We start from the raw sequence: 21,363 nt of genomic DNA on the forward strand, positions 1-21,363 counted from the left end.
GAACTACCACTCCGAACCTTGGTGGGCGTTGACGGAGTCGAACCGCCGACATTCTGCTTGTAAGGCAGACGCTCTACCAACTGAGCTAAACGCCCGGAAATCGGGTACTGCTGAATTATGAGGTTGGCGGAGTGGACGGGACTCGAACCCGCGACCCCCGGCGTGACAGGCCGGTATTCTAACCAACTGAACTACCACTCCGAACCTTGGTGGGCGTTGACGGAGTCGAACCGCCGACATTCTGCTTGTAAGGCAGACGCTCTACCAACTGAGCTAAACGCCCGATAAGTTCTGCTAATTCGCCGCGTTTTGGTTTGCGTCCGGCGAGGTGGCGAATTAAAACACAGCACTTTGGCTTGCGCAAGAGGGGGCGGTGAAATTGTTCGGTTTGCTCTGGGACTGCTCCGTTCGAACGACTGTTTTGATTGAATTTTGTCCGACAGAGGGGGTGACGATTTTTTCGGGGCTCATGTATGATTGGCCGCTTATTCTTCTCGGAAGATGGACAGAATGAAACCAACCTTTCTCGATTTTGAGCAACCGATCGCCGAGCTCGAGAACAAGATCGAAGAATTACGCTTTGTTCAGGACGACTCCGTTCTGGATATCTCCGAAGAAATCGCCCGGCTGCAGAAGAAGAGCCAGGAGCTGACCAAGGCCCTCTACGGCAAACTAACGCCCTGGCAGATTTCGCAGGTGGCGCGTCATCCCCAGCGTCCCTACACCCTGGACTATATCCAGGGCTTGTTCACCGATTTTCACGAACTGCACGGCGACCGCAGCTTTGCGGACGATCCGGCCATCGTCGGTGGCATGGCCCGTTTCAACGGGCAGGCGGTGATGGTGATCGGGCACCAGAAGGGGCGCGACACCAAAGAAAAGATCTATCGCAACTTCGGCATGCCCCGTCCGGAGGGCTACCGCAAGGCGCTGCGCTTAATGAAGCTGGCCGAAAAGTTTGGCCTGCCCGTAGTGACCTTTGTCGACACCCCCGGCGCCTATCCTGGTATCGGCGCCGAAGAGCGGGGCCAGTCTGAGGCCATCGGCCGCAATCTGTACGAAATGGCAAAGCTGCGCGTGCCGGTGATCTGCACGGTGATCGGGGAAGGGGGCTCTGGCGGCGCCCTGGCCATCGCCGTGGGTGACTACGTCAACATGCTGCAGTACTCCACCTATTCGGTGATTTCGCCGGAAGGCTGTGCGTCCATTCTCTGGAAAACCGCCGAGCGCGCATCCGACGCTGCCGAGGCGCTGGGCATCACCGCCAACCGACTCAAGACACTGGGGCTGGTTGATCGCGTGGTGAGCGAGCCGCTCGGTGGGGCGCACCGCGATCATGCGCAGATGATGAATGCCCTGCGGCGCGTGCTGCAGGAGCAACTGAAGGATCTGAACACCCAGCCGACGGAGCTACTCCTCAAGAACCGTTTCGATCGCCTGATGCAATATGGCCGCTACCGGGAAGAAGCAGCCTGACCTTCTGCAGCGACTGATCGCCAGCTGGCCGGAATCTGATTCCGGCCTTTCTGTTTTGGAGGTTGGCTTAAGTGGCGGCTGCGATTCGGTGGTGTTGCTCGACCTGTGCTGTCGCTGGCGGGCTGAAGGTGGGCCGCAGGTCACGGCCGTGCATGTGCATCATGGGCTCAGCCCCAATGCAGATGCGTGGGCAGACTTCTGTCGGGAGCTGTGTGCGAGTCGGGGGGTATCCCTGCGCATCGAACACGTCAGCGTAGCCATGGCGGCTGGCAAGAGTGTCGAAGCCGAGGCGCGCAGAGTGCGCTATGCGGCCTTTGCCCGTTCTTCGGCCAACCTTCTGGTGCTGGCGCATCACTGTGACGACCAAGTGGAAACCGTGTGGCTGCAGGCGCTGCGTGGCGGCGGCCCACGTGCCTTGGCGGCAATGCCCGTCTGGCAGCCCGGCGTACACCCCCCGTTATGGCGGCCGCTGCTAGGTGTGCGCCGTGTCGAGATCGAAGCCTATGCCTGCGCGCACGGCCTCTCGTGGGTGGAGGACGAAAGCAACGACAGTCTCGTTTACCGTCGTAACTGGCTGCGACACACGCTCCTGCCTCAGATTGAAGCGGCCGTGCCGCACTACCGTAGCCATGCGGTGGGATTGGCGGCCCGTATGGCCGACGCGGCCTCCATCCTTGATGAAGTGGCGGCCGAAGATCTCCAACACGTTTATACAGATGAAGGCCTGAGCCTGGTAGGCCTGCGGAAGCTGTCGCCTGCTCGGCAGCGTAATCTGCTGCTGACCTGGCTGGAGGGCCTCCACCCGCAGGCCCGCCTGCCGCGGCCGGAAGAGTTGCGTGTCGTTCAGGGCATGCTGGCCGCGACCCAGCGCTGGCAGAGAGCCATGATGGACGGCTGGCTGGTTTCGGACGGGCAGACGCTACGTCACCTGAAGGCCGTGGGGTCGGAGAAGACCACTCGGCAAGAAGGGCCTGTGCCTTTACCAGAGGAGGTGCCACGTTGGCGGCCAGAGGGGTGGGGCGGGTGCATCAGCTGGCAACGCAAGCCGGGTGGGCTGAAGGAGGGCGTCTGGCACGAGGGAAGGGTGTGTCTGAAGCTGCGGGCCGGCGGCGAGCGCCTGCAGCAGAAGGTTGGCCGAAAGCCACTGAAAACCCTGTTTCAAGAGGCAGGGGTGCCGGCGGTGCTGCGTCCTGGCTGGCCACTGCTGTTTCTGGACGAGGAGCTTATTGCCGTCGTTGGGGTGGCGGTTTCGTCAGCGTGGCAGGATGACCGCTTAGGCTGGTGGCCCGAGTGGCAGCCCGATGCGTCCTGATCGCCTCATGAAAAACGCCCGGAAACTTCCGGGCGTTTGAATGTAAGGCAAGTGCTTCGTTGTGGTCAGTCGCGGCTGTTGCCCGAGAAGGCGATCAGCAGCTGCAGCAGGCTGGAGAACAGGTTGTAAACGCTGATAAAGATCGAAAGCGTGGCGGAGATATAGTTGGTTTCGCCACCGTCCACCACGTTTTTCACTTCCCACATGATCATCAGCGAGCTGAAGAGTGCGAAGGCAGCGGCAATGGTCAACTGCAGAGCCGGCAGGCGCAGGAAGATGTTGGCCACGACAGCGATCATCAGCACCACGGCCCCTACGGTCAGGAACTTGCCCAAGCCCGACAGATCGCGCTTCGTGGTGGTGCCGATTGCGGCCATTACGAAGAACACCGCAGCGGTGGCGCCGCCGGCGGTCATGATCAGTTGTGGGCCATTGGCCAAACTGAGGGCCACCTGCAGCAAGGGGCCAAGCAGCACGCCCATCACGAAGGTCAGCAAAAGTAGCAGCGCCACACCCACGCCACTGTCACGGTTCTTCTCAACGGCGAAGAAGAGTCCGTAGATCACTGCAAGCATCAGCAGGGTGGAGACGATCGGGCTACCCATCATGAACGCAAAGCTCATGTTGGCGCCGACCGCGGCACCAATCACCGTGGGGATCAGCGAAATGGCCAGCAGCATGTAGGTATTGCGCAGTACCTTTTGGCGCACGCTGCCAACAGACGTCGTCTGGTACTGGGTTTGGAAGGTAGGCTGCATATGCGATAGATCTCCTGAGAGGGCAAAACAAGGGATGTTTTTGCTTCTTGTGCGCAAATAGAGTGCCTGAACCGGAAAAAGTTTCAAGTGCATCGGCCCATTCCGTCTTGCGCGCGTGACTGCGCTGGGGTATCCTGCGCAGCCTCCAAGGGTGACAACTGAGACACCCGTCCCGGGCGAGGGTGGCGGAATTGGTAGACGCACTGGATTTAGGTTCCAGCGCCTATGGCGTGAGGGTTCGAGTCCCTCCTCTCGCACCACGCAAGGCTAGGATGCACGCAAAGCATGTAAATTCAAGTAAGTACATGAATTTACAGTTTTATTTGTTCTCGCTGCTTGCGTTTTTGCAGGGCTTCCCGTGTTTGAGTCGCGGTATTCCAGAGTCGTTCCAGGCACTGTCCTAACGCAGGCAGCAAGAGAGCCGCTTTGGGTAAAGGGCTAGAAGCTTGCAAAGGGACGGTAAGCAAGGGGTGCTTCCCTTGAACTACGTGAAGCACAGCACCAGGCGCTGGGCAGTCTGGACCTGAATCCACTGTTTGCGGCAAACCGCAAAAGTGGATTTTTTGTTGTCCGTCGCCTGCGACAGGCGACGTGCCCGGCGGTTGGAGAAAAACCGGTGTTGCGCTAAACTCGGCCTCTTGATCAAGCCGCACACGGGCTGGCTTGGCCGCCGAAGTGGCCCGTCAGAAAGCCCTCCGGTATCTGTGTCGCAGCGCGTCTGGCCGCCGGTATGCTGCCGGTAACATATAAAAGATACGAAACACCGTTAAGGATTGGACATGCAAGTACAGCTGGAAACGTTGAGCACTCTCGAGCGCCGCATCAGCATCACCCTGCCCATGGCCGAAATCGATGCCCAAGTTGGCGAGCGCCTCAAGCGCGTAGCCCGCAATGCCAAGATCCAGGGCTTTCGCCCGGGCAAGGCGCCGATGAAAATCGTCGAAATGAATTATGGTGCGCAAGTGCGCGAGGAAGTGCTCGGCGAGCAGGTCCAGCAGGCCTTCTACAAGGCGGTCGGTGAAGAAAAGCTGCGCGTGGCTGGCTACCCGCGTTTCGAGCCGGTGAATAATGAGGGCGACAAGGAAACCTTCAAGTTCGCAGCCACTTTCGAGGTTTACCCCGAAGTGAAGGTGGGCGATCTGACCGGCAAGGACATCGAGAAGCCGGTGGCTGAGGTGACCGAGGCAGAGGTTGACAAGACCGTCGACATCCTGCGCAAGCAGCGCACCCGCTACAGCCGTGTCGAGCGCGAGGCCGCCAGTGGTGACCGCGTAATCATCGACTTCAAGGGCACCATCGATGGCGTACCGTTTGAAGGCGGCTCTGCAGAGAACTTTCCCTTCGTCCTGGGTCAGGGTCAGATGCTGGCTGACTTCGAGACCGGTGTCACCGGCATGAAAGAAGGCGAGACCAAGAGCGTGGAAGTGTCCTTCCCCGAGGACTATCACGGCAAGGAAGTGGCCGGTAAGAAGGCCGTGTTCGAAATTACCGTGAAGAACGTGGCTGAAGCCCAGCTGCCGGAAGTGGATGCCGATTTCGCCAAGATGCTCGGCATCGCCGACGGCGACGTTGAGAAAATGCGCGCCGAAATTCGCAAAAATGTCGAGCGCGAGAGCAAGCGCCGCCTGTCCGCTCGCGTGAAGGAAAACGTGATGCAGGCCCTGCTGGACGTGACCGAGATCGAACTGCCAAAGTCTCTGGTGCAGCTGGAAGTCGGTCGGCTGATCGAACAGGCCCGTCGCGATCTGGAGTCGCGTGGTATGAAGGTGCAGGACATGCCCTTCCCGCCGGAGCTCTTCCAGCAGCAGGCCGAGCGTCGCGTTGCGCTCGGGCTGATCCTGTCGGAACTGGTTGAAGCCAATCAGCTGGAAGCCAAGCCCGAGCAGGTCAAGGCCATGATCGAGGAATTTGCCGACAGCTACGAGCAGCCGGAAGAGGTCGTGAAGTGGTATTACGCTAGCCCGGACCGCCTGGAAGGCCCGACTTCCATGGTTCTGGAAGACAACGTGGTTGAATTTGTCCTGTCCAAGGCCAATGTTGTTGAAAAGCCGCTGGCTTTCGACGAACTGATGGGTAACAACGCCTGATCCTGATCAGGTATAACCGGAGTGGCCGATGAATCTTATGGAACCCCAAGCCTTGAATCTCGTACCGATGGTGGTTGAGCAGAGCGGTCGTGGCGAACGCGCCTATGACATCTATTCGCGCCTGCTCAAGGAGCGTATCGTTTTCCTGGTTGGACCCGTAACCGATGAGTCGGCCAATCTGATCGTTGCACAGCTGCTGTTCCTGGAATCGGAGAACCCGGACAAGGATATTCATCTGTACATTAACTCGCCTGGCGGTTCGATTACGGCCGGCATGTCGATCTACGACACGATGAACTTCATCAAGCCGGACGTCTCCACCTTGTGCATCGGCCAAGCCGCAAGCATGGGGGCGTTCCTGCTGTCGGCAGGGGCCAAGGATAAGCGTTTCGTGCTGCCGAACAGCCGGGTGATGATTCACCAGCCGCTGATCGGCGGGCTGTCCGGTCAGGCCACCGATATCGAGATTCATGCTCGCGAGCTTTTGAAGATTAAGGCGCGCATGAACGAACTGATGGCCAAGCACACCGGTCAGCCGATCGAGAAGATCGCCCACGATACCGAGCGCGACAACTTCATGTCGGCCGAAGAGGCGGTCGAGTACGGTTTGGTGGACAAGATGCTGGCCGCGCGCGACGCTTTGCGCGCCTGATGAAAGGGCTTTACGCCGATGTCTGATAAGAACGGCAACGAGAAACTGCTTTTCTGCTCGTTTTGCGGCAAGAGCCAGCACGAAGTGCAGCGGCTGATTGCGGGACCTCAGGTCTTCATTTGTAATGAGTGCGTGGACCTTTGCACCGACATCATCCGCGAAGAGCTGGAAAATGCCACCGTGGGCGAGGCTACTGTTGACGGGGAGGCCTCTCGCCTTCCCACGCCGCAGGAAATTCGTACCGACCTGGACCAGTACATCATCGGACAGGAGTATGCCAAGAAGACGCTGTCGGTGGCGGTGTACAATCACTACAAGCGCTTGCGCACTCCCAGCACACCCGAAGATGTGGAGATTGCCAAGAGCAACATTCTGCTCATCGGTCCCACCGGTTCAGGCAAGACGCTGCTTGCCCAGTCGCTGGCCCGGCTCCTGGATGTGCCTTTCGTGATTGCCGATGCCACCACGCTGACCGAGGCCGGTTATGTGGGGGAGGATGTCGAACACATCATCCAGAAGTTGCTGCAGAAATGTGATTACGATGTGGACAAGGCCCAGCGGGGCATCGTTTACATCGACGAGATCGATAAGATTGCACGCAAGTCCGAAAACCCTTCCATCACTCGGGATGTGTCCGGGGAAGGGGTGCAGCAGGCACTACTCAAGTTGATCGAGGGTACGGTGGCTTCCATCCCGCCGCAAGGGGGGCGCAAGCATCCTAACCAAGAGTTCATCCAGGTCGACACTACCAACATCCTGTTCATTTGCGGTGGTGCGTTCGATGGGCTGGACAAGATCATCCGTCGCCGTTCGGAGAAGGGCGGAATCGGCTTTGGTGCCGAGCTGAGCTCCAAGGACGAAACGCGATCGCTGACAGCGCTGTTCCGCGATGCCGAACCGGAAGATCTGATCAAGTTCGGCCTGATTCCGGAACTGATTGGGCGTCTGCCAGTGGTAGCCACCTTGGAGGAGCTGGACGAAGAGGCACTGGTCACTATCCTCACCCAGCCAAAGAATGCCCTGGTCAAGCAGTATCAGCGCCTCTTCTCGCTAGAAGGTGTGGAACTGGAAGTGCGCCCGTCGGCGCTGCGCACCATCGCCAAGCAGGCACTGGCGCGCAAGACCGGAGCACGTGGCCTGCGCTCCATCCTCGAGCGGGCTCTGCTGGATACCATGTATGAACTGCCTTCACTGGAGAGTGTCTACAAGGTCGTGGTGGATGAGAAGGTCATCGAAAAGGGCGAGAAGCCGCTCTACCTGCACAAGGAAGAGGACGGCTTGCAGTCGGCCTAATGCCCACGCCAGCTGTCAGCCAGACGCCACGGGTAACCGTGGCGTTTTTCTTTCTCGTGCGGGGAGTTCCCCCAGTTTGCGCGCCAGACAGCTACGCATGTTTTTTGCAGGAAAGTGCACAAGCGGTTTTTCGCACTTTTCGTCCCAAATAGAACTGTTTTAGTATGGGGAGGTTGATTTGATAGGTTTGCCCCCCATTTCCCTCGGATCGTTCACAAGCAAGGTTAGGTGATATGCCGCAACCCGCAGAATTTCCAGAAGACACCGTACTACCCCTTCTTCCATTGAGGGATGTGGTGGTCTTCCCGCACATGGTGATCCCGCTGTTTGTAGGCCGTACCAAGTCCATCCGTGCGCTCGAGATCGCCATGGACGAGGGCAAGCAGATCCTGCTGGTGGCCCAGCGCAGCGCCGCCAAGGATGAGCCGGCTGCAGAAGATCTGCACACCGTTGGAACGGTGGCGACTGTGCTGCAGATGCTGAAGCTGCCCGACGGTACCGTGAAGGTCCTGGTCGAGGGACGCCATCGCGCGCTCGTGGACCGCATCGAAGAGAATGAGGAGAGCTTTCTTGCCTCTATCCGCCAAGTGGAGAAAGACGAGGAAGACTCCACCGAGGCTGAGGCAATGCGTCGTGCATTGCTGGCCCAGTTCGAGAACTACGTCAAGCTGAACAAAAAGCTTCCGCCAGAAATTCTGTCTTCGCTGTCTGGTATCGAGTCTGCCGGACGCATGGCCGACACTGTGGCCGCCCATCTACCTCTTAAGATCGAACAGAAGCAGGAAATTCTGGAGATGTTCGAGCCGAAGGCACGCCTGGAACACCTGCTGTCGCAGTTGGAAAGCGAAATCGACATCCTGCAGGTGGAAAAGCGCATCCGTGGCCGGGTGAAGCGGCAGATGGAAAAGAGCCAACGCGAGTACTACCTGAACGAACAGGTCAAGGCCATCCAGAAAGAGCTGGGGGAACTGGACGAAACCTCCGATCTTGATGAACTTGAGAAACGTATCCGCACCGCCGGCATGAGCAAAGAAGCGCGCGACAAGGCCAATGGCGAGCTCAAGAAGCTACGCATGATGTCGCCGATGTCGGCCGAAGCCACGGTGGTGCGCAACTACATTGATACCTTGGTCGAGCTTCCCTGGAAGAAGAAGACCAAGATTAACAAGGATATCGCCCAGGCCGAAAGCGTGCTGGACGAGGACCACTTTGGTCTGGAGAAGGTTAAGGAACGCATCATCGAATACTTGGCCGTACAGCAGCGGGTCGATCAACTCAAGGGGCCAATCCTGTGCCTGGTCGGACCGCCAGGGGTGGGCAAGACCTCGCTGGGCGAGTCGATCGCCAAGGCCACCAACCGTAAGTTCATCCGCATGGCGCTGGGTGGCGTGCGAGACGAGGCTGAGATCCGGGGGCATCGACGTACCTACATTGGGTCCATGCCGGGCAAGGTGCTACAGAGCATCACCAAGACCGGCGTGAAGAATCCGCTGTTCCTGCTGGATGAAGTGGACAAGATGGGCGCTGATTTCCGGGGTGATCCGGCTTCGGCACTGCTGGAAGTGCTCGATCCTTCGCAGAACCATGCGTTCGTCGACCATTACGCCGAAGTGGAGTACGACCTCTCGGATGTGATGTTCGTTGCGACTGCCAACTCGCTGAACATTCCGCCGGCGCTGCTGGACCGGATGGAGATCATCCGGTTGTCCGGGTACACCGAGGAAGAAAAGGTCAACATCGCGCTTAAGTACTTGGTGCCCAAGCAGAAAAAGGCCAACGGGTTGGCCGAAGACGAGGTGGTGATCCAAGAGTCCGCAGTGCGCGATATCATTCGCTACTACACCAGAGAGGCCGGTGTACGCGGGCTGGATCGTGAGATCGCCAAGATCTGCCGCAAGGTAGTCAAGAGCCATGCGGAAGGCAAGACGCGTTCGGCAAGGACCACAGTAGGGGCCAAGAACCTGGACAAATATCTAGGTGTACGACGCTACGACTACGGCGTGGCGGAAGAGGAAAACCGCATCGGCCAGGTCACCGGGCTTGCCTGGACCGAAGTGGGTGGTGAACTGCTGACGGTGGAAGCGGCTGCCTTGCCTGGCAAGGGCAACATCATCCGTACCGGCCAGCTGGGAGAGGTGATGCAGGAGTCGATTACCGCTGCCATGTCGGTGGTGCGTAGCCGTGCGCAGCGCATGGGCATCCGCGCCGACTTTTACGAAAAGCACGACATGCATATCCATGTCCCTGAGGGGGCCACCCCTAAGGATGGTCCCTCCGCGGGCATCGCGATGACCACGGCGCTGGTATCGGTACTGACGGGTATTCCGGTGCGCAAAGATGTCGCCATGACCGGCGAGATCACTCTGCGGGGTGAGGTGCTGCCGATCGGTGGCCTCAAGGAGAAGCTGCTGGCCGCCCATCGCGGTGGCATCAAGCATGTGTTGATCCCCAAAGGCAACACCAAAGACCTGGCCGACATCCCGGGTAGTGTGCGACAAAAGCTGGAGATCCATCCTGTGAAGTGGATCGACGAAGTGCTGGCACTGGCGTTGGAACGCATGCCGGCGCCTCTGGAAGAGGGTGCTTCGAAGGATGTGGCACCGCCCGCCAACGGTCAGGAACCTCCCGCTCCCCTCGTAACCCATTGATTCGCGTTCGGGGCTGGCTGTCAAGGCTTCCAGTGCGCATGACAGCGTGGCAGAATGCCGCTGGAAGCCGCTTGACACAAGGATTTTGGGCTTGTTATAAAGCAAGCGGTTTTTATCCGAACGACCCAGACCGAAGAACGACGAAAGGGGACTTACGTGAACAAGTCTGAACTGATTGATGCGATCGCCGCAGAGGCCGACCTCCCGAAAGGCGCTGCCGCCAAAGCACTGGAAGGCATGATCAACGCCGTAACCGAAGCCCTGAAAAAAGGCGATACCGTGACCCTCGTCGGTTTCGGCACCTTCTACGTGGGCGAGCGTGCCGAGCGTAGCGGCCGCAACCCCAAGACCGGCGACACCATCACCATCCCGGCCGCGCGTTCCCCGAAATTCCGTGCTGGCAAGGCACTGAAAGACGCCCTATAATCTGCGTCTAGTCTTCCCGGGCGTTTAGCTCAGTTGGTAGAGCGTCTGCCTTACAAGCAGAATGTCGGCGGTTCGACTCCGTCAACGCCCACCAAGGTCCGGAGCGGTAGTTCAGTTGGTTAGAATACCGGCCTGTCACGCCGGGGGTCGCGGGTTCGAGTCCCGTCCGCTCCGCCAGATACAGACAAAAAGGTGAACGGATCGTCGTTCACCTTTTTTTTTACCGGAACGGCGCTACGCCATACAGCCATGTTCGAGTTTGTCGAGAACAACAAGTTAGCCATCAAGGTAATCCTGGGGGCGATTGCCCTGACTTTTGTCGGCTTTGGTGTCGGCAGTTACTCTTCCGTCGTGGAAGATCCCTATCTGGCCAAGGTCGGCCATGCCAAGATCGTAAAGCAGGATCTGGACCGTGCCCTGGAGGGGCGACCGGCTGACGCGGCAGTTCGTCAGGCGGTACTGGAAAACCTGATCCGTCAGGAGCTGCTGCTTGCCGCTTCCGGTGATGCGCATGTGGCCGTATCGCCGGAACAGCTGCGCCAGGCGATCGCCTCCATTCCCGCCTTCCAGGACAACGGTAAATTCAGCCAGGCCAAGTACAAGGAATTCCTGGCCAACCGCTATCCTTCGCCTGCCGCTTTCGAAGCTCAGGTGCGCCGGGACCTGCTGCTGCAGGGGGCGCTGGCCCCGTTTGCCAACGAACAACTGGTGTCAGGCGCATTGCTGAGTCGCTTGGGACAAGTGATGGGCGAGACGCGTTTTGTGAGCCGTGCAGTGTTCAATCCGACGGATTACATGACGCAGGCCAAGGTGGACGATGCAGCGGTCAAAGCTTTCTACCAAGCCAATACCAAGCGCTTCCAAGCGCCTGAAGCGGTGAGGCTCGAGTACGTCATGCTCACGCAGGAAGCCTTGGCTGAAGCGCAGACCGTCACGGATGCCGAAGTTCAGCAATACTATGACCAGCATCGCAATGAGTTGACAAGCGAGGAGCGGCGTGTGGCGCACATCCTTCTGGCTGTGCCCAAAGATGCTCCGGCGGCTGCCCGCGCCAAGGTGCGTGCCGAGGCTGAGGCCTTGCTCAAAGAGGTGCGCGCCAACCCCGGGCGCTTTGGCGAACTGGCCAAGGCCCGTTCGCAGGACCCGGGCTCTGCCGCCAACGGCGGGGACCTGGGCTTCTTTGGCAAGGGCATGATGGTTAAGCCCTTCGAGGATGTGGCCTTCCGCATGAAGCCGGGGCAGATCAGCGAGGTGGTGGAAACCGAGTTCGGTTATCACATCCTGCGCCTGGAAGAGGTCAAAGGCGCCGACCTTGCCAAGCTGAAGCCGGAAATCGAGATGAAGCTCAAGCGCCAGAAGGCGGCCGGACTCTTCCGCAGTCAGAACGAAAAACTGGCTGAGCTTGCCTATCAGCAGCCCAATTCGCTCAAGGCTGTGGCCGAAGGTCTGAAGCTGGAGATCCAGACCAGCGATTGGGTGGGGCGCGGCGCCCAAGGCGCGCAAGGCGTGCTGGCCAGTCCGAAGGTGCTGGAAGCAGCCTTCAGCGATGATGTCATCAAGGGCAAGCACAACAGTGAGCCGGTGGAGGCTGCCAATGGCGTGATGGTGGTGGTGCGTGCCAAGGAGCATCGTCCGGCCCGCCAGCTGCCCCTTGCCGAAGTGCAGGACGCCATCCGCCAAGAGCTGTTGGCTAAGGAAAGCGCGAAGCTTGCCGAAAAGCAGGGTGAGGCCGTGTTGGCGGCCCTGCGCCAGGGTACTCAGCCCGCCGGTCTGCCGGCCTTCGGCCAACCCCTGAGTATTTCCAGGCGTGCCCTGGGGGATTTAGGTCTGAACGAAGTCCGTGCTGTGTTTGCAGTGCCCAGTGGCAAGTTGCCCGGCTATGCCGGCGTGAAGCGTGACAACGGCACTTATGTAATCTACCGGGTGGAAAAGGTAGAGGCCGGGCAGGCCAGCCAGCCGCAGGAAAAGGCCCAGCTCTCTCAGGTGGTATCCGAGATGTACGCCAACGCCCAGGTGGCGGCTTATCTGGAGTCTCTGCGGCAGAAGTACCCGGTAGTCATGGGCAAGCTGGCCACCGAACAGTAACTTTGAAGGTGAGGCAGACTAGACGGTCTGCCCCTTCAACTGGCAACAAAAAAGGCCCCTTTACGGGGCCTTTCTGCTGCGGGAGGGATCAGGCGGCGAAGTTCTGTGCCACGAAGTTCCAGTTCACCAGCTTCCAGAAGTTGTCCATGTAGTTGGGGCGGCTGTTGCGGTAGTCGATGTAGTAGGCATGCTCCCACACGTCACAGGTCAGCAGCGCCGTCTTGTCGCTAGCCAGCGGAGTGGCGGCATTGCTGGTGGAAACCAGGTCCAGTTCGCCCTGCGGGGTTTTTACCAGCCAGGCCCAGCCGGAGCCAAAAGTGCTGATCGCCACCTGATTGAAAGCTTTCTTGAATTCTTCGAACGAGCCCCACTTGGCGTTGATGGCCTCGGCCAGCGCACCGGTCGGCTCGCCACCGGCATTGGGTGCCAGGCAGTGCCAGTAGAAGGTGTGGTTCCAGACTTGGGCGGCATTGTTGAAAATGCCGCCGGAGGACTTTTTCACAATCTCTTCAAGGGAGGCATTCTCAAACTCGGTGCCCTTGATCAGGTTGTTCAGGTTGGTGACATAGGTCTGATGGTGCTTGCCGTAGTGGAACTCCAGAGTTTCGCGGGAGATGTGCGGTTCCAGGGCATCCAGGGCGTACGGCAGTTCCGGCAGTTTGTGTTCCATCATGCTCTCCTTGTTGAGAAAGTAAGCCGCTTAGGCGGTTGGCCTAAACCGTCATTTTACTGGAAGGGCCGTTTCTGGCCAATAGTTGACTAAATAAGTAGACTAAAGGCCGGGCCTGTGGCAGGCGTGGCCGTGTTTGCCGGTAGCGTGTGCCAGGACGCTCGCGTATGCCGATTGCTTCATTTGCATGCCCGAGGGTTCGGCGCTGGCAAGCCTGTTAGAATTGCACCTCCGATTTCCTTGCGGCTGTCCGTACAGCCGCCGCAGAAACCCCCAGATGAACGAACTGATAGACACCGTGATGGACAGCGCAACGCTGGCCATCCGCACCCCGCCGCATTCTGTCGAGGCCGAGCAATCCGTGCTAGGTGGCCTGCTGCTCGACAACAGTGCCTGGGACAAGATTGCAGACGTCGTGGCCGAAGGCGACTTCTACCGGCAGGATCACCGGCTCATCTACAAGGAGATCGCCAAACTCATCGAGCAATCACGGCCGGCCGACGTAGTGACGGTGGCCGAAAGCCTCGACAAGAGCGCTGAGCTGGTGAATGCCGGCGGGCTGGCCTATCTGGCCTCGCTGGCGCAAAACACGCCTTCGGCTGCCAACATTCGCCGCTATGCCGAGATTGTGCGTGAGCGCTCGATCATGCGCCAGCTTGCGCAGGTGGGGACCGAAATCGCTGAGTCGGCCTATGCGCCGATGGGTCGGGATGCCGCCCAGCTGCTGGACGAAGCAGAGGGCAAGGTGTTCCAGATCGCCGAATCCACCGCCAAGTCCAAGCAGGGCTTCCTGGAAATGCCCAACCTGCTCAAGGAGGTGGTGGAGCGCATCGACATGCTTTACAGCCGCGACAACCCCGACGAGGTGACCGGCATCCCCACCGGTTTCATCGATCTGGATAGCAAGACCTCCGGCTTGCAGCCTGGTGACCTGATCATCGTGGCTGGGCGTCCGTCGATGGGCAAGACGGCCTTCTCGATGAATATTGCCGAGCATGTGGCCGTGGAGCAGCACTTGCCGGTGGCCGTGTTCTCGATGGAGATGGGGGGTGCCCAGCTGGTGATGCGTATGCTCGGGTCGGTCGGTCGGCTGGACCAGCACGTGCTACGCACCGGCAAGCTGCAGGACGAGGACTGGAGCAAGCTGACCTACGCCATCGGCAAGCTCTCCGATGCGCCGATGTACATCGATGAGACCCCCGCTCTGACTGCGCTGGAACTGCGCGCCCGGGCGCGCCGCCTGGCCCGCCAGCACGGCGGAAAGCTGGGCCTGATCGTCATCGACTATCTGCAGCTGATGTCCGGCTCTGGCCGGGGCGACAACCGAACCGCGGAGCTGGGCGAGATTTCCCGTGGTCTGAAGGGGCTGGCGAAGGAGTTGCAGGTACCGGTGATCGCACTGTCGCAGCTCTCGCGCGCAGTGGAACAGCGTCCCAACAAACGCCCGATGATGTCCGACCTACGTGAATCCGGCGCGATCGAGCAGGATGCCGACCTGATCATTTTCATGTACCGGGACGAGTACTACAATCCGGACACCCCGGAAAAGGGGTTGGCCGAAGCGATCATCGGCAAGCACCGGAACGGCCCCACGGGCACGGTGCGGCTGGCGTTCCTCGGACATTACGCCAAGTTCGACAATGCCGCTCTGCATGGTGCGCAGGGCTGGGCGGACAATGATTCCTAAGCCGGGAGGGCGACATGAGCTTTTTCGACAAGCATGTTTTCATTTGCACCAACCAGCGTTCGGGCTGCGAAGACTGCTGTGCCAATCACGGCACGCCTGCACTGCTGGGCTATTTCAAGGACCGCGTAAAGGCGGCAGGGCTGGCCGGACCCGGCAAGGTGCGCGTTTCCAAGGCGGGGTGCCTGGGACGCTGTGATGACGGACCGGTGATGGTGATCTACCCGGAGGCGGTGTGGTACACCTTTGTCGATACCGAGGACCTGGATGAAATCCTGGACAGTCACCTCCGACAGGGCCGGGTGGTGGAAAGGCTGCGTGTCTGATGCTGAAACACCCTCCCAAGACCGTGATCGCCGGGCCTGTGGGCCGGCTGGATACCATCGTTGTGGCCCCGGAAACGCCGCCCAGCGGGATCGCGGTGATCTGCCATCCCAACCCGCTGCAAGGCGGCACCCATTCCAACAAGGTGGTGCAGACCGCTGCCAAGGCGTTGTCACAGATGGGGTACGTCTGCTACTGCCCCAACCTGCGGGGCGTCGGGGAGAGCGAGGGCTTGCACGACCATGGCGTCGGCGAGGTGGACGACGTGCTGGCGGTGGTGGCGCATGCGCGCAGCCTGCACGGTGATCTGCCGCTGGCGCTGGCGGGGTTCTCGTTTGGCGGCTTTGTGGCGGCCCGTGCCCGCGAGCGCGTCACGTCCGACAAGTTGTTGCTGATGGGCGTGGCCGTCGGGAAGTACGCCATTCCCACCCCCCCGGTGCCGGCAGACACCTTGGTGATCCATGGCGAGAAAGATGAGGTGATTCCGCTGTCGGCGGTGCTGGACTGGGCCCGTCCGCAAGCCTTGCCGGTGATTGTGTTTCCGGGGACCGGTCACTTCTTTCACGGGCGGCTTGTGCCGCTGGCGCAGACCATCCAGCGCTGCTGGTAAACGCCATTGCATGCAAGACGGGCAGCCCACAGGCTGCCCGTTTTCTTTTCGGCCAACCCTTGGACTGGGGCGGTATCGGCCGGTCAGGCGGTGACCGCCTCAATGGTCAGGATGGTGTGCGCGCCCGAGGGCAACGGCCAACGGATGCGCTGGCCGACCGACAGCCCGAGCAGTGCGCTGCCTACTGGGGCCAGCACCGAGATGCGGCCCTGTTCGGCATCGGCCTCATGCGGGTACACCAGCGTCATCTCGCGGCAGGGGCCGTCCTCTTGCGAGAATCGGACGCGGCGGTGCATGGCCACCACATCCCCAGGCAAGGCGTCGTCCTCCACTACGTGGGCACGGTCCAGTTCTGCCTCCAGTGCGCGGCCGGCCTCGGTTTGGCCCGCCGCGCCTGCAAGCAGGGTACTCAGACGCTCGAGGTCCCTCGTGGAAACGGTGATGCTGGGCTGTTGGATGGACATGTTATACCTCCTCGTGGTTGCGCCTTGCTGGCGGCTTGCCAAAAAGCAGAAGGCGTGGCCCCGGCCACGCCTTCCTTCCGTTTCCGTCCCCGCTGGCGGGGCGGCTTCATCAGTGCCTGAAAACCGGTTTGGGCGGCGTGCCCTCCGACGTGGTAAGGATCTCGTAGCCGGTTTCGGTGACCAGGACGGTGTGCTCCCACTGGGCGGAAAGGCTGCGGTCCTTGGTCACCACCGTCCAGCCATCGCCCAGGATGCGCAGATGGCGCTTGCCCTGGTTGATCATCGGCTCAATGGTGAAGATCATCCCCGCCTGGAGTCCCAGCCCGGTGCCAGGCCGGCCGTAGTGCAGGATCTGCGGTTCTTCGTGGAATTTCTTGCCGATGCCGTGGCCGCAGAATTCCTGCACCACGCTGTAGCCGGCGTTTTCTGCATGCTGCTGGATGGCATAGCCAATGTCTCCCAGGCGCGCGCCCGGCTTCACCTTTTCGATCCCTTTCCACATGCATTCGTAGGTGATCTTGCACAGGCGGCGGGCGTGTTCGCTCACCTCGCCCACGTAGAACATCCGGCTGGTATCGCCGTGGTAGCCATCCTTGATCACGGTGATGTCCATATTCATGATGTCGCCGCTCTTGAGCGGCTTGTCATTGGGGATGCCGTGGCAGATGACGTGGTTGATCGAGGTGCAGATCGACTTGGGGTAGGGGTTGCTGCCGTCCGGAGCGTAGTTGAGCGGAGCGGGAATGGTGCCCTGTACGTTCACCATGTAGTCGTGGCAGAGGCGGTCCAGCTCTTCCGTGGTCACGCCAGGTTTCACGAATGGGGTGATGTAGTCCAGCACTTCGGCTGCCAGGCGGCCGGCTACGCGCATCTTCTCGATGTCTTCCGGGGTTTTGAGGGTGATAGCCATCAATCGTCAGCTCGGTTTTCCATTGCAATAAACAATGATAACAAATCCCGCCGCGAAGGGGCAGCCGGCCCAGAGGCGGGCCGCCCGGTAAGGTTTTCGGCAAAAGCTGTCTAACGGACGCCGTGGTGGGTGAACCATTCGAGCATCCGTGCCCAGCCGTCTGTGGCGGCGGGCGCGTTGTAGCTGGGTCGGTAGTCGGCATTGAAGCCGTGGCCGGCGTCGGGGTATACGCGAATCTCGGAACGCGCCGGCGCGTTCAGCAGCGCAGCGCGCATCGCCTCGATGGTGTCGTGTGGGATGCTGGCATCCTCGCCGCCATAAAGGCCCAGCACCGGTACCTTGAGGCGTGTCGCCACGTCGACCGGCTGGATGGGCGTGTTCTCGGTCCGCTCGGCGGCCAGCTTACCGTACCAGGCCACTCCGGCCTTCAGGCGTGGGTTGTGGTCGGCGTACAGCCAGACGATGCGTCCACCCCAGCAGAAGCCAGTCACCGCGGCACGCTCGCTGTCTCCCCCGTTGGCCGAAGCCCAGGCGAGGGTGGCATCGAGATCAGCCATTACCTGCTGGTCCGGCACCCGGCTGACCAGCTTCGAGACCAGGTCGCCGATAGCCTTGTAAGCCCGCGGGTCCCCTTGGCGAAAGTAGAGTTCCGGCGCGATGGCCAGATAGCCTGACTTGGCCAAGCGCCGGCACAGATCCTGAATGTGTTCGTGCACACCGAAGACCTCCTGCACCACCAGCACCACCGGCAATAGCCCCTTGGCCTCGGCGGGGCGTGCCTGATAGGCGGGCAGCATACCGCTGCTGACCGGGATGGCAACTGTCGAGGTGAGCAGGCCGGTACCGTCGGTGGTAATCGCGCCGGCCATCACAGGCTGGACTGCCATGGCAAAACCCGAGGCGAGGGTAAATGACAGGAAAGCCCGACGCCCGTCATTGTGAGCCGAGGCCTGGGTACGTTCGGTGGGAAGAGTCTGGTTGTCTTTATCGATCGTCATGGGGGTCTCCTGTCGTGCCCGCCGCAATGGTCGGTGCGACGGTGGCGGTGGCAAGGCGCGCCCAGTTACTGCAGTGGCGGAGCTTCTTCTTCCGGGGGCGCGGGGCGCAGGGTGCGGCGGATGGCATCCAGGTCCGACAGCACCTGCCAGGTCAGATGGTCCAGACGGCGATGAAGTTCATCAATCGAAGCGTCCGCCTTCAGGTTTACCTCGAAATCGCGCAGCATTGTCATCCGGTCACGCGCGGCTTGCCGGTTCTGCGACATCATGATGATCGGGGCTTGGATCGCGGCCAGCATCGACAGCACGAGGTTGAGAAACACGTAAGGGTAGGGGTCGAATGCCCGCGCTCCGAGGATCTCGGTGTTGACGAGCGCCCAGCCGAACAGGAAAGCCCCGAACAGCGTGATGAAGGTCCACGAACCACCGAATTCGGCTACACGGTCGGCTAGCCGCTCGCCGAAAGTCAGCCCAGGGTCGTGCAGGGGCTGGTCGCTGCGGTTGGCCTGCAGCTTGCGGGCGATTCGCAGCAGGGCGTGCCTTTCCCGGTCGGTCAGGTCGTTTACGCCGGTGTGGAGCAGGTGTTCTGCAAGGTAGCGGATGTGTTTGTTGTCTTGGGTCATGCTGCATCTCCTTGGGGCTCTCTGGCTAACGGTCGGCAACGCCGGAGGTTGACGTCCTGCCCGGTTCCGGCAGAAGCGGGCGCGCCTCCGTCATCCGGTGGATGGGCAAATCCGCCGGCTCGCCTACAATGAGGCTTTTACTGCCACGGGATTGTCGTCTGATGACCACCCTGAAAGATTTTTCCCAGTTACTGCAGGCTGCGCGCCAGCAGAGTAGCCCGCAGCGCCTGCTGTTCGTGTTCGTGGACGCAGTCCTGCCCGAGGATGCCACCCCGGAGGAGCGTCTGCATTTCGAACGTGGCGAAGGCGGCGTACTTGAACCGATGCTATGCGTGGACAAGCACCCGGATGAAGTGGGCGATTTTGACGCGCTGCGCGAGGAGTCCGAAGCCACCGGGCAGCCATGGCTGATGGTGTTCGTGGCGGCGCTCTCGGGTAAGGGCAGCGAGCCGCCCTCGGCCGAAGAGGTGGACCAGGCACTCAAGCGCATGGTGCAGACGGTGCGCACCGGCGGTGACATCAGCCGCTATGTGGCCTTCGGACGCGACGGAGAGCCGGTGCGCTTCTATTGAGCGGGCGTGACCTGGGCGGCCGCTTATGGTTAACTTGTCGGACGGGCAGCGATAAGCCCTTGGCATACCGACACGGAGAACCCATGGAGCAGCAATTCAGCAACGTCAGCGTCAGCAAGAAGGCGAATGTTTATTTCGAAGGCAAGTGCGTCAGCCATGCCATTACCCTGCCCGATGGCAGTCGCAAGTCGGTTGGGGTGATCCTGCCGGGCAAGCTGGTGTTCAACACCGCTGCGCCGGAGGTGATCGAGGTCATCGAGGGGGTCTGTAGCGTCACGCTTGCGGGGCAGACCACCGCCAGCGATTACCGCGCGGGCGACGCCTTCCATGTCGAGGCCGACAGCAGTTTCACCATCGAGGTGAGCGAGACGCTGCACTATGTGTGCCATTACGGCTGAGCCGTCTGGCGGACAGGACAAGGCGACCCACGGGTCGCCTTTTTTGCGTGTCAGGCTTCGATGGCCGAGGCGGACAGGGTGTGCAGGTGATGTGCCATCGCCTCACGCACCTTTAGGGCCGCGGAGCTTTCCAGCCGGGCAGCATCCCAGTTGAGATTGAGCGTCATCTCGCCGCGCCAGGTGCTGACCGCGGTGAAAAGCGGCTGGTAGGGCATCGGGCACAGTGCAAAAGACAGACGTTCTACCGTCAGCCCCTCCAGCAGGGCGGGACCTTCGATCACGCCCACATTGCTGACGAGCGAGGACGGCGGCGTGGCGAGCACTGCCTCGCCAAACGCGGCCAGGCCGGCGTCGGTGGCGGGCAGGGCAATCAGCGGCGCCATCATCTCATACAGCAGATGGCCGTCTCCGCGCTCGCGCTGCAGACGGATGTCATCGCTCAATGTCCGGGCCAGGTCCTTGAGGTCGGCGCCCGGCATCACGTGCGCGTTGGTGGTGAGCAGGCTGACATAAAAGCCCGGCGTGGCCGGACTGACCGGCTCCACCAAGCTGGCGCGCAGATCCACCGGGCTCGTCAGCGACAGGACGTGCGCGGCGGCATCCCCAAACGTCTGACAGAGTGCCAAAAGTTGCGCAGCACCGATCAGACCGTGCACCGTGGTGCCTGCCGCGCGGGCGCAGCGTTGCAGGGCGCTGGTCGTCGGAGCCGACAACAGGATGCGCGCCAGAGCGGGGTGGGCCGGGTTGGCCGAAGGCCGGTGCGCTGGCAGCGTCTCGGGGCGGCCGTGGCGCTTGAGCGCGGCCTTGCGTGCCTGACGCACCGACTGCGCCGCCTCACCGCGAGCCTCCGCCTGCCACTGTGGCGGATAAAGCGCATGCAGGGGCGGGTGGAGCGGATGTGTGGTCTCTACCTGCTCGCCAGCCGCAGCTGCGAGCACCTCTTGGAGGAAAGCCATGGCCGACCGGCCATCGGCAATGGCGTGGTGGAAGGTCAGGGCCAGCCAGCCTCCGCCTTCGGCGGGCAACCACAGTGCACGGATCAGTGGCGCTTCGTTGGGCTGAAAGCGCCAGGCCAGCGTGGCGGCCAGCGCATCCTCGCGGGCGGTGGTGACCTGTACCGCCAAGGGGATGGGTGTGACGTCCGGCACGAATTCCAGGTCGCCGGCCGCGGACCGGTCGATGCGCACCCGGGCCATCGGATGGCAGGCCTGTACACGGTCGAGTGCAGCCTTGAGCGTGGCGGGCTCCACGTGACCGGCCAGTTCGGCCAGGACAAGGAAGTTCATGGTGGAGAGCCGGTCCAGCATCCAGAAGAAGCGTTCGGCCGGGTCCAGCGGGCGGGCAGGGGCGGTAACGGGCATGACGGTTGCGTC

Annotated in this window: 20 protein-coding genes and 6 tRNA genes; 16 read left to right on the top strand and 10 right to left on the bottom strand. The window is 61.0% G+C overall.

Annotated elements, in window-relative coordinates:
• Positions 1–19 precede the first annotated feature (19 nt).
• From EV669_RS10075 to EV669_RS10085, 3 genes are all read right to left on the bottom strand, one after another.
• A tRNA-Val gene (locus tag EV669_RS10075) sits at positions 20–95 on the bottom strand.
• A 29-nt stretch (positions 96–124) separates the two neighbouring features.
• Positions 125–201 (bottom strand) — tRNA-Asp (locus EV669_RS10080).
• A gap of 6 nt (positions 202–207) precedes the next feature.
• A tRNA-Val gene (locus tag EV669_RS10085) sits at positions 208–283 on the bottom strand.
• A gap of 227 nt (positions 284–510) precedes the next feature.
• Between EV669_RS10085 and EV669_RS10090 the strand changes: the two genes are divergently transcribed.
• Complete coding sequence (locus EV669_RS10090) at positions 511–1,476, top strand: acetyl-CoA carboxylase carboxyltransferase subunit alpha (RefSeq protein WP_054286811.1); 966 nt, start codon at positions 511–513, stop codon at positions 1,474–1,476.
• Positions 1,448–2,788: a tRNA lysidine(34) synthetase TilS gene (tilS, locus tag EV669_RS10095; protein WP_132098598.1), complete on the top strand. Its 1,341-nt coding sequence runs from the start codon at positions 1,448–1,450 to the stop codon at positions 2,786–2,788. The genes EV669_RS10090 and tilS overlap by 29 nt, the downstream gene beginning before the upstream one ends.
• A 65-nt stretch (positions 2,789–2,853) precedes the next feature.
• Here the strand turns inward: tilS and EV669_RS10100 are convergent, their stop codons facing one another.
• Positions 2,854–3,546 carry a Bax inhibitor-1/YccA family protein gene (locus EV669_RS10100; RefSeq protein ID WP_054286813.1) on the bottom strand — a complete coding sequence of 231 codons (693 nt, stop codon included), beginning with the start codon at positions 3,544–3,546 and terminating at the stop codon, positions 2,854–2,856.
• 176 nt (positions 3,547–3,722) lie between these two features.
• On the opposite strand from EV669_RS10100, the gene EV669_RS10105 reads away from it, so the two are divergent.
• The 9 genes from EV669_RS10105 (at position 3,723) to EV669_RS10145 (ending at position 12,737) form a co-directional block, all read left to right on the top strand.
• Positions 3,723–3,806, top strand: a tRNA-Leu gene (locus EV669_RS10105).
• A gap of 519 nt (positions 3,807–4,325) precedes the next feature.
• Positions 4,326–5,633, top strand: a complete 1,308-nt coding sequence (tig, locus tag EV669_RS10110; protein ID WP_132098599.1) for a trigger factor — start codon at positions 4,326–4,328, stop codon at positions 5,631–5,633.
• 28 nt (positions 5,634–5,661) lie between these two features.
• Positions 5,662–6,285: an ATP-dependent Clp endopeptidase proteolytic subunit ClpP gene (gene clpP, locus EV669_RS10115; RefSeq protein WP_072242834.1), complete on the top strand. Its 624-nt coding sequence runs from the start codon at positions 5,662–5,664 to the stop codon at positions 6,283–6,285.
• A gap of 18 nt (positions 6,286–6,303) precedes the next feature.
• Complete coding sequence (gene clpX / locus EV669_RS10120) at positions 6,304–7,578, top strand: ATP-dependent Clp protease ATP-binding subunit ClpX (protein WP_132098600.1); 1,275 nt, start codon at positions 6,304–6,306, stop codon at positions 7,576–7,578.
• Positions 7,579–7,811: 233 nt separating this feature from the next.
• Positions 7,812–10,226 carry an endopeptidase La gene (gene lon / locus EV669_RS10125; protein WP_132098601.1) on the top strand — a complete coding sequence of 805 codons (2,415 nt, stop codon included), beginning with the start codon at positions 7,812–7,814 and terminating at the stop codon, positions 10,224–10,226.
• A gap of 156 nt (positions 10,227–10,382) precedes the next feature.
• Entirely contained in the window at positions 10,383–10,652 is a 270-nt protein-coding gene (locus tag EV669_RS10130; RefSeq protein WP_054286818.1) for an HU family DNA-binding protein, read from the top strand.
• Between the two features lie 18 nt (positions 10,653–10,670).
• A tRNA-Val gene (locus tag EV669_RS10135) sits at positions 10,671–10,746 on the top strand.
• A gap of 6 nt (positions 10,747–10,752) precedes the next feature.
• A tRNA-Asp gene (locus tag EV669_RS10140) sits at positions 10,753–10,829 on the top strand.
• A gap of 72 nt (positions 10,830–10,901) precedes the next feature.
• Positions 10,902–12,737, top strand: coding sequence for a SurA N-terminal domain-containing protein (locus EV669_RS10145; RefSeq protein WP_132098602.1), 1,836 nt, complete (start codon positions 10,902–10,904; stop codon positions 12,735–12,737).
• An 88-nt stretch (positions 12,738–12,825) separates the two neighbouring features.
• On the opposite strand, the gene EV669_RS10150 is transcribed toward EV669_RS10145, so the two are convergent.
• Entirely contained in the window at positions 12,826–13,407 is a 582-nt protein-coding gene (locus EV669_RS10150; RefSeq protein WP_132098603.1) for a superoxide dismutase, read from the bottom strand.
• A 277-nt stretch (positions 13,408–13,684) separates the two neighbouring features.
• Here EV669_RS10150 and dnaB point away from each other — a divergent pair, with 277 nt between their 5' ends.
• From dnaB to EV669_RS10165, 3 genes are read left to right on the top strand one after another with little or no spacing between them, the layout of a single operon-like run.
• Positions 13,685–15,094, top strand: a complete 1,410-nt coding sequence (gene dnaB, locus EV669_RS10155; protein WP_055433707.1) for a replicative DNA helicase — start codon at positions 13,685–13,687, stop codon at positions 15,092–15,094.
• 14 nt (positions 15,095–15,108) lie between these two features.
• Positions 15,109–15,417, top strand: coding sequence for a (2Fe-2S) ferredoxin domain-containing protein (locus EV669_RS10160; RefSeq protein ID WP_055433708.1), 309 nt, complete (start codon positions 15,109–15,111; stop codon positions 15,415–15,417).
• Positions 15,417–16,025, top strand: a complete 609-nt coding sequence (locus EV669_RS10165; protein ID WP_132098604.1) for an alpha/beta hydrolase — start codon at positions 15,417–15,419, stop codon at positions 16,023–16,025. Before EV669_RS10160 ends, EV669_RS10165 begins: the two co-directional genes overlap by 1 nt.
• An 83-nt stretch (positions 16,026–16,108) precedes the next feature.
• Here the strand turns inward: EV669_RS10165 and rnk are convergent, their stop codons facing one another.
• The 4 genes from rnk to EV669_RS10185 form a co-directional block, all read right to left on the bottom strand.
• Complete coding sequence (gene rnk / locus EV669_RS10170) at positions 16,109–16,489, bottom strand: nucleoside diphosphate kinase regulator (protein ID WP_132098605.1); 381 nt, start codon at positions 16,487–16,489, stop codon at positions 16,109–16,111.
• Positions 16,490–16,598: 109 nt separating this feature from the next.
• Entirely contained in the window at positions 16,599–17,399 is an 801-nt protein-coding gene (map, locus tag EV669_RS10175; RefSeq protein ID WP_132098606.1) for a type I methionyl aminopeptidase, read from the bottom strand.
• 110 nt (positions 17,400–17,509) lie between these two features.
• A complete protein-coding gene (locus EV669_RS10180; RefSeq protein ID WP_082446383.1) occupies positions 17,510–18,397 on the bottom strand; it encodes a dienelactone hydrolase family protein in 888 nt (295 codons plus the stop codon).
• 65 nt (positions 18,398–18,462) lie between these two features.
• Entirely contained in the window at positions 18,463–19,020 is a 558-nt protein-coding gene (locus EV669_RS10185; RefSeq protein ID WP_054286825.1) for a DUF1003 domain-containing protein, read from the bottom strand.
• A gap of 161 nt (positions 19,021–19,181) precedes the next feature.
• Here EV669_RS10185 and EV669_RS10190 point away from each other — a divergent pair, with 161 nt between their 5' ends.
• Positions 19,182–19,592, top strand: coding sequence for a hypothetical protein (locus tag EV669_RS10190; RefSeq protein ID WP_054286826.1), 411 nt, complete (start codon positions 19,182–19,184; stop codon positions 19,590–19,592).
• Between the two features lie 83 nt (positions 19,593–19,675).
• Positions 19,676–19,990, top strand: coding sequence for a pyrimidine/purine nucleoside phosphorylase (gene ppnP, locus EV669_RS10195; protein ID WP_054286827.1), 315 nt, complete (start codon positions 19,676–19,678; stop codon positions 19,988–19,990).
• 50 nt (positions 19,991–20,040) lie between these two features.
• On the opposite strand, the gene EV669_RS10200 is transcribed toward ppnP, so the two are convergent.
• Positions 20,041–21,351, bottom strand: a complete 1,311-nt coding sequence (locus EV669_RS10200) for a phthiocerol/phthiodiolone dimycocerosyl transferase family protein (protein WP_165922745.1) — start codon at positions 21,349–21,351, stop codon at positions 20,041–20,043.
• Positions 21,352–21,363: the final 12 nt, after the last annotated feature.

This window comes from Gulbenkiania mobilis, from assembly GCA_004346645.1.
In the GTDB taxonomy this organism is placed as follows: Bacteria; Pseudomonadota; Gammaproteobacteria; order Burkholderiales; family Chromobacteriaceae; genus Gulbenkiania; species Gulbenkiania mobilis.

Bases quoted from the DNA above. Each gene is read 5' to 3' on its own strand.
- EV669_RS10090 (WP_054286811.1), top strand. From the start codon at position 511: ATGAAACCAACCTTTCTCGATTTTGAGCAACCGATCGCCGAGCTCGAG.
- clpP (WP_072242834.1), top strand. From the start codon at position 5,662: ATGAATCTTATGGAACCCCAAGCCTTGAATCTCGTACCGATGGTGGTT.
- lon (WP_132098601.1), top strand. From the start codon at position 7,812: ATGCCGCAACCCGCAGAATTTCCAGAAGACACCGTACTACCCCTTCTT.
- EV669_RS10190 (WP_054286826.1), top strand. From the start codon at position 19,182: ATGACCACCCTGAAAGATTTTTCCCAGTTACTGCAGGCTGCGCGCCAG.
- dnaB (WP_055433707.1), top strand. From the start codon at position 13,685: ATGAACGAACTGATAGACACCGTGATGGACAGCGCAACGCTGGCCATC.
- EV669_RS10165 (WP_132098604.1), top strand. From the start codon at position 15,417: ATGCTGAAACACCCTCCCAAGACCGTGATCGCCGGGCCTGTGGGCCGG.
- EV669_RS10160 (WP_055433708.1), top strand. From the start codon at position 15,109: ATGAGCTTTTTCGACAAGCATGTTTTCATTTGCACCAACCAGCGTTCG.
- EV669_RS10200 (WP_165922745.1), bottom strand. From the start codon at position 21,351: ATGCCCGTTACCGCCCCTGCCCGCCCGCTGGACCCGGCCGAACGCTTC.
- EV669_RS10145 (WP_132098602.1), top strand. From the start codon at position 10,902: ATGTTCGAGTTTGTCGAGAACAACAAGTTAGCCATCAAGGTAATCCTG.
- EV669_RS10100 (WP_054286813.1), bottom strand. From the start codon at position 3,546: ATGCAGCCTACCTTCCAAACCCAGTACCAGACGACGTCTGTTGGCAGC.
- EV669_RS10150 (WP_132098603.1), bottom strand. From the start codon at position 13,407: ATGGAACACAAACTGCCGGAACTGCCGTACGCCCTGGATGCCCTGGAA.
- tilS (WP_132098598.1), top strand. From the start codon at position 1,448: ATGGCCGCTACCGGGAAGAAGCAGCCTGACCTTCTGCAGCGACTGATC.
- tig (WP_132098599.1), top strand. From the start codon at position 4,326: ATGCAAGTACAGCTGGAAACGTTGAGCACTCTCGAGCGCCGCATCAGC.
- clpX (WP_132098600.1), top strand. From the start codon at position 6,304: ATGTCTGATAAGAACGGCAACGAGAAACTGCTTTTCTGCTCGTTTTGC.
- EV669_RS10180 (WP_082446383.1), bottom strand. From the start codon at position 18,397: ATGACGATCGATAAAGACAACCAGACTCTTCCCACCGAACGTACCCAG.
- ppnP (WP_054286827.1), top strand. From the start codon at position 19,676: ATGGAGCAGCAATTCAGCAACGTCAGCGTCAGCAAGAAGGCGAATGTT.
- rnk (WP_132098605.1), bottom strand. From the start codon at position 16,489: ATGTCCATCCAACAGCCCAGCATCACCGTTTCCACGAGGGACCTCGAG.
- EV669_RS10185 (WP_054286825.1), bottom strand. From the start codon at position 19,020: ATGACCCAAGACAACAAACACATCCGCTACCTTGCAGAACACCTGCTC.
- map (WP_132098606.1), bottom strand. From the start codon at position 17,399: ATGGCTATCACCCTCAAAACCCCGGAAGACATCGAGAAGATGCGCGTA.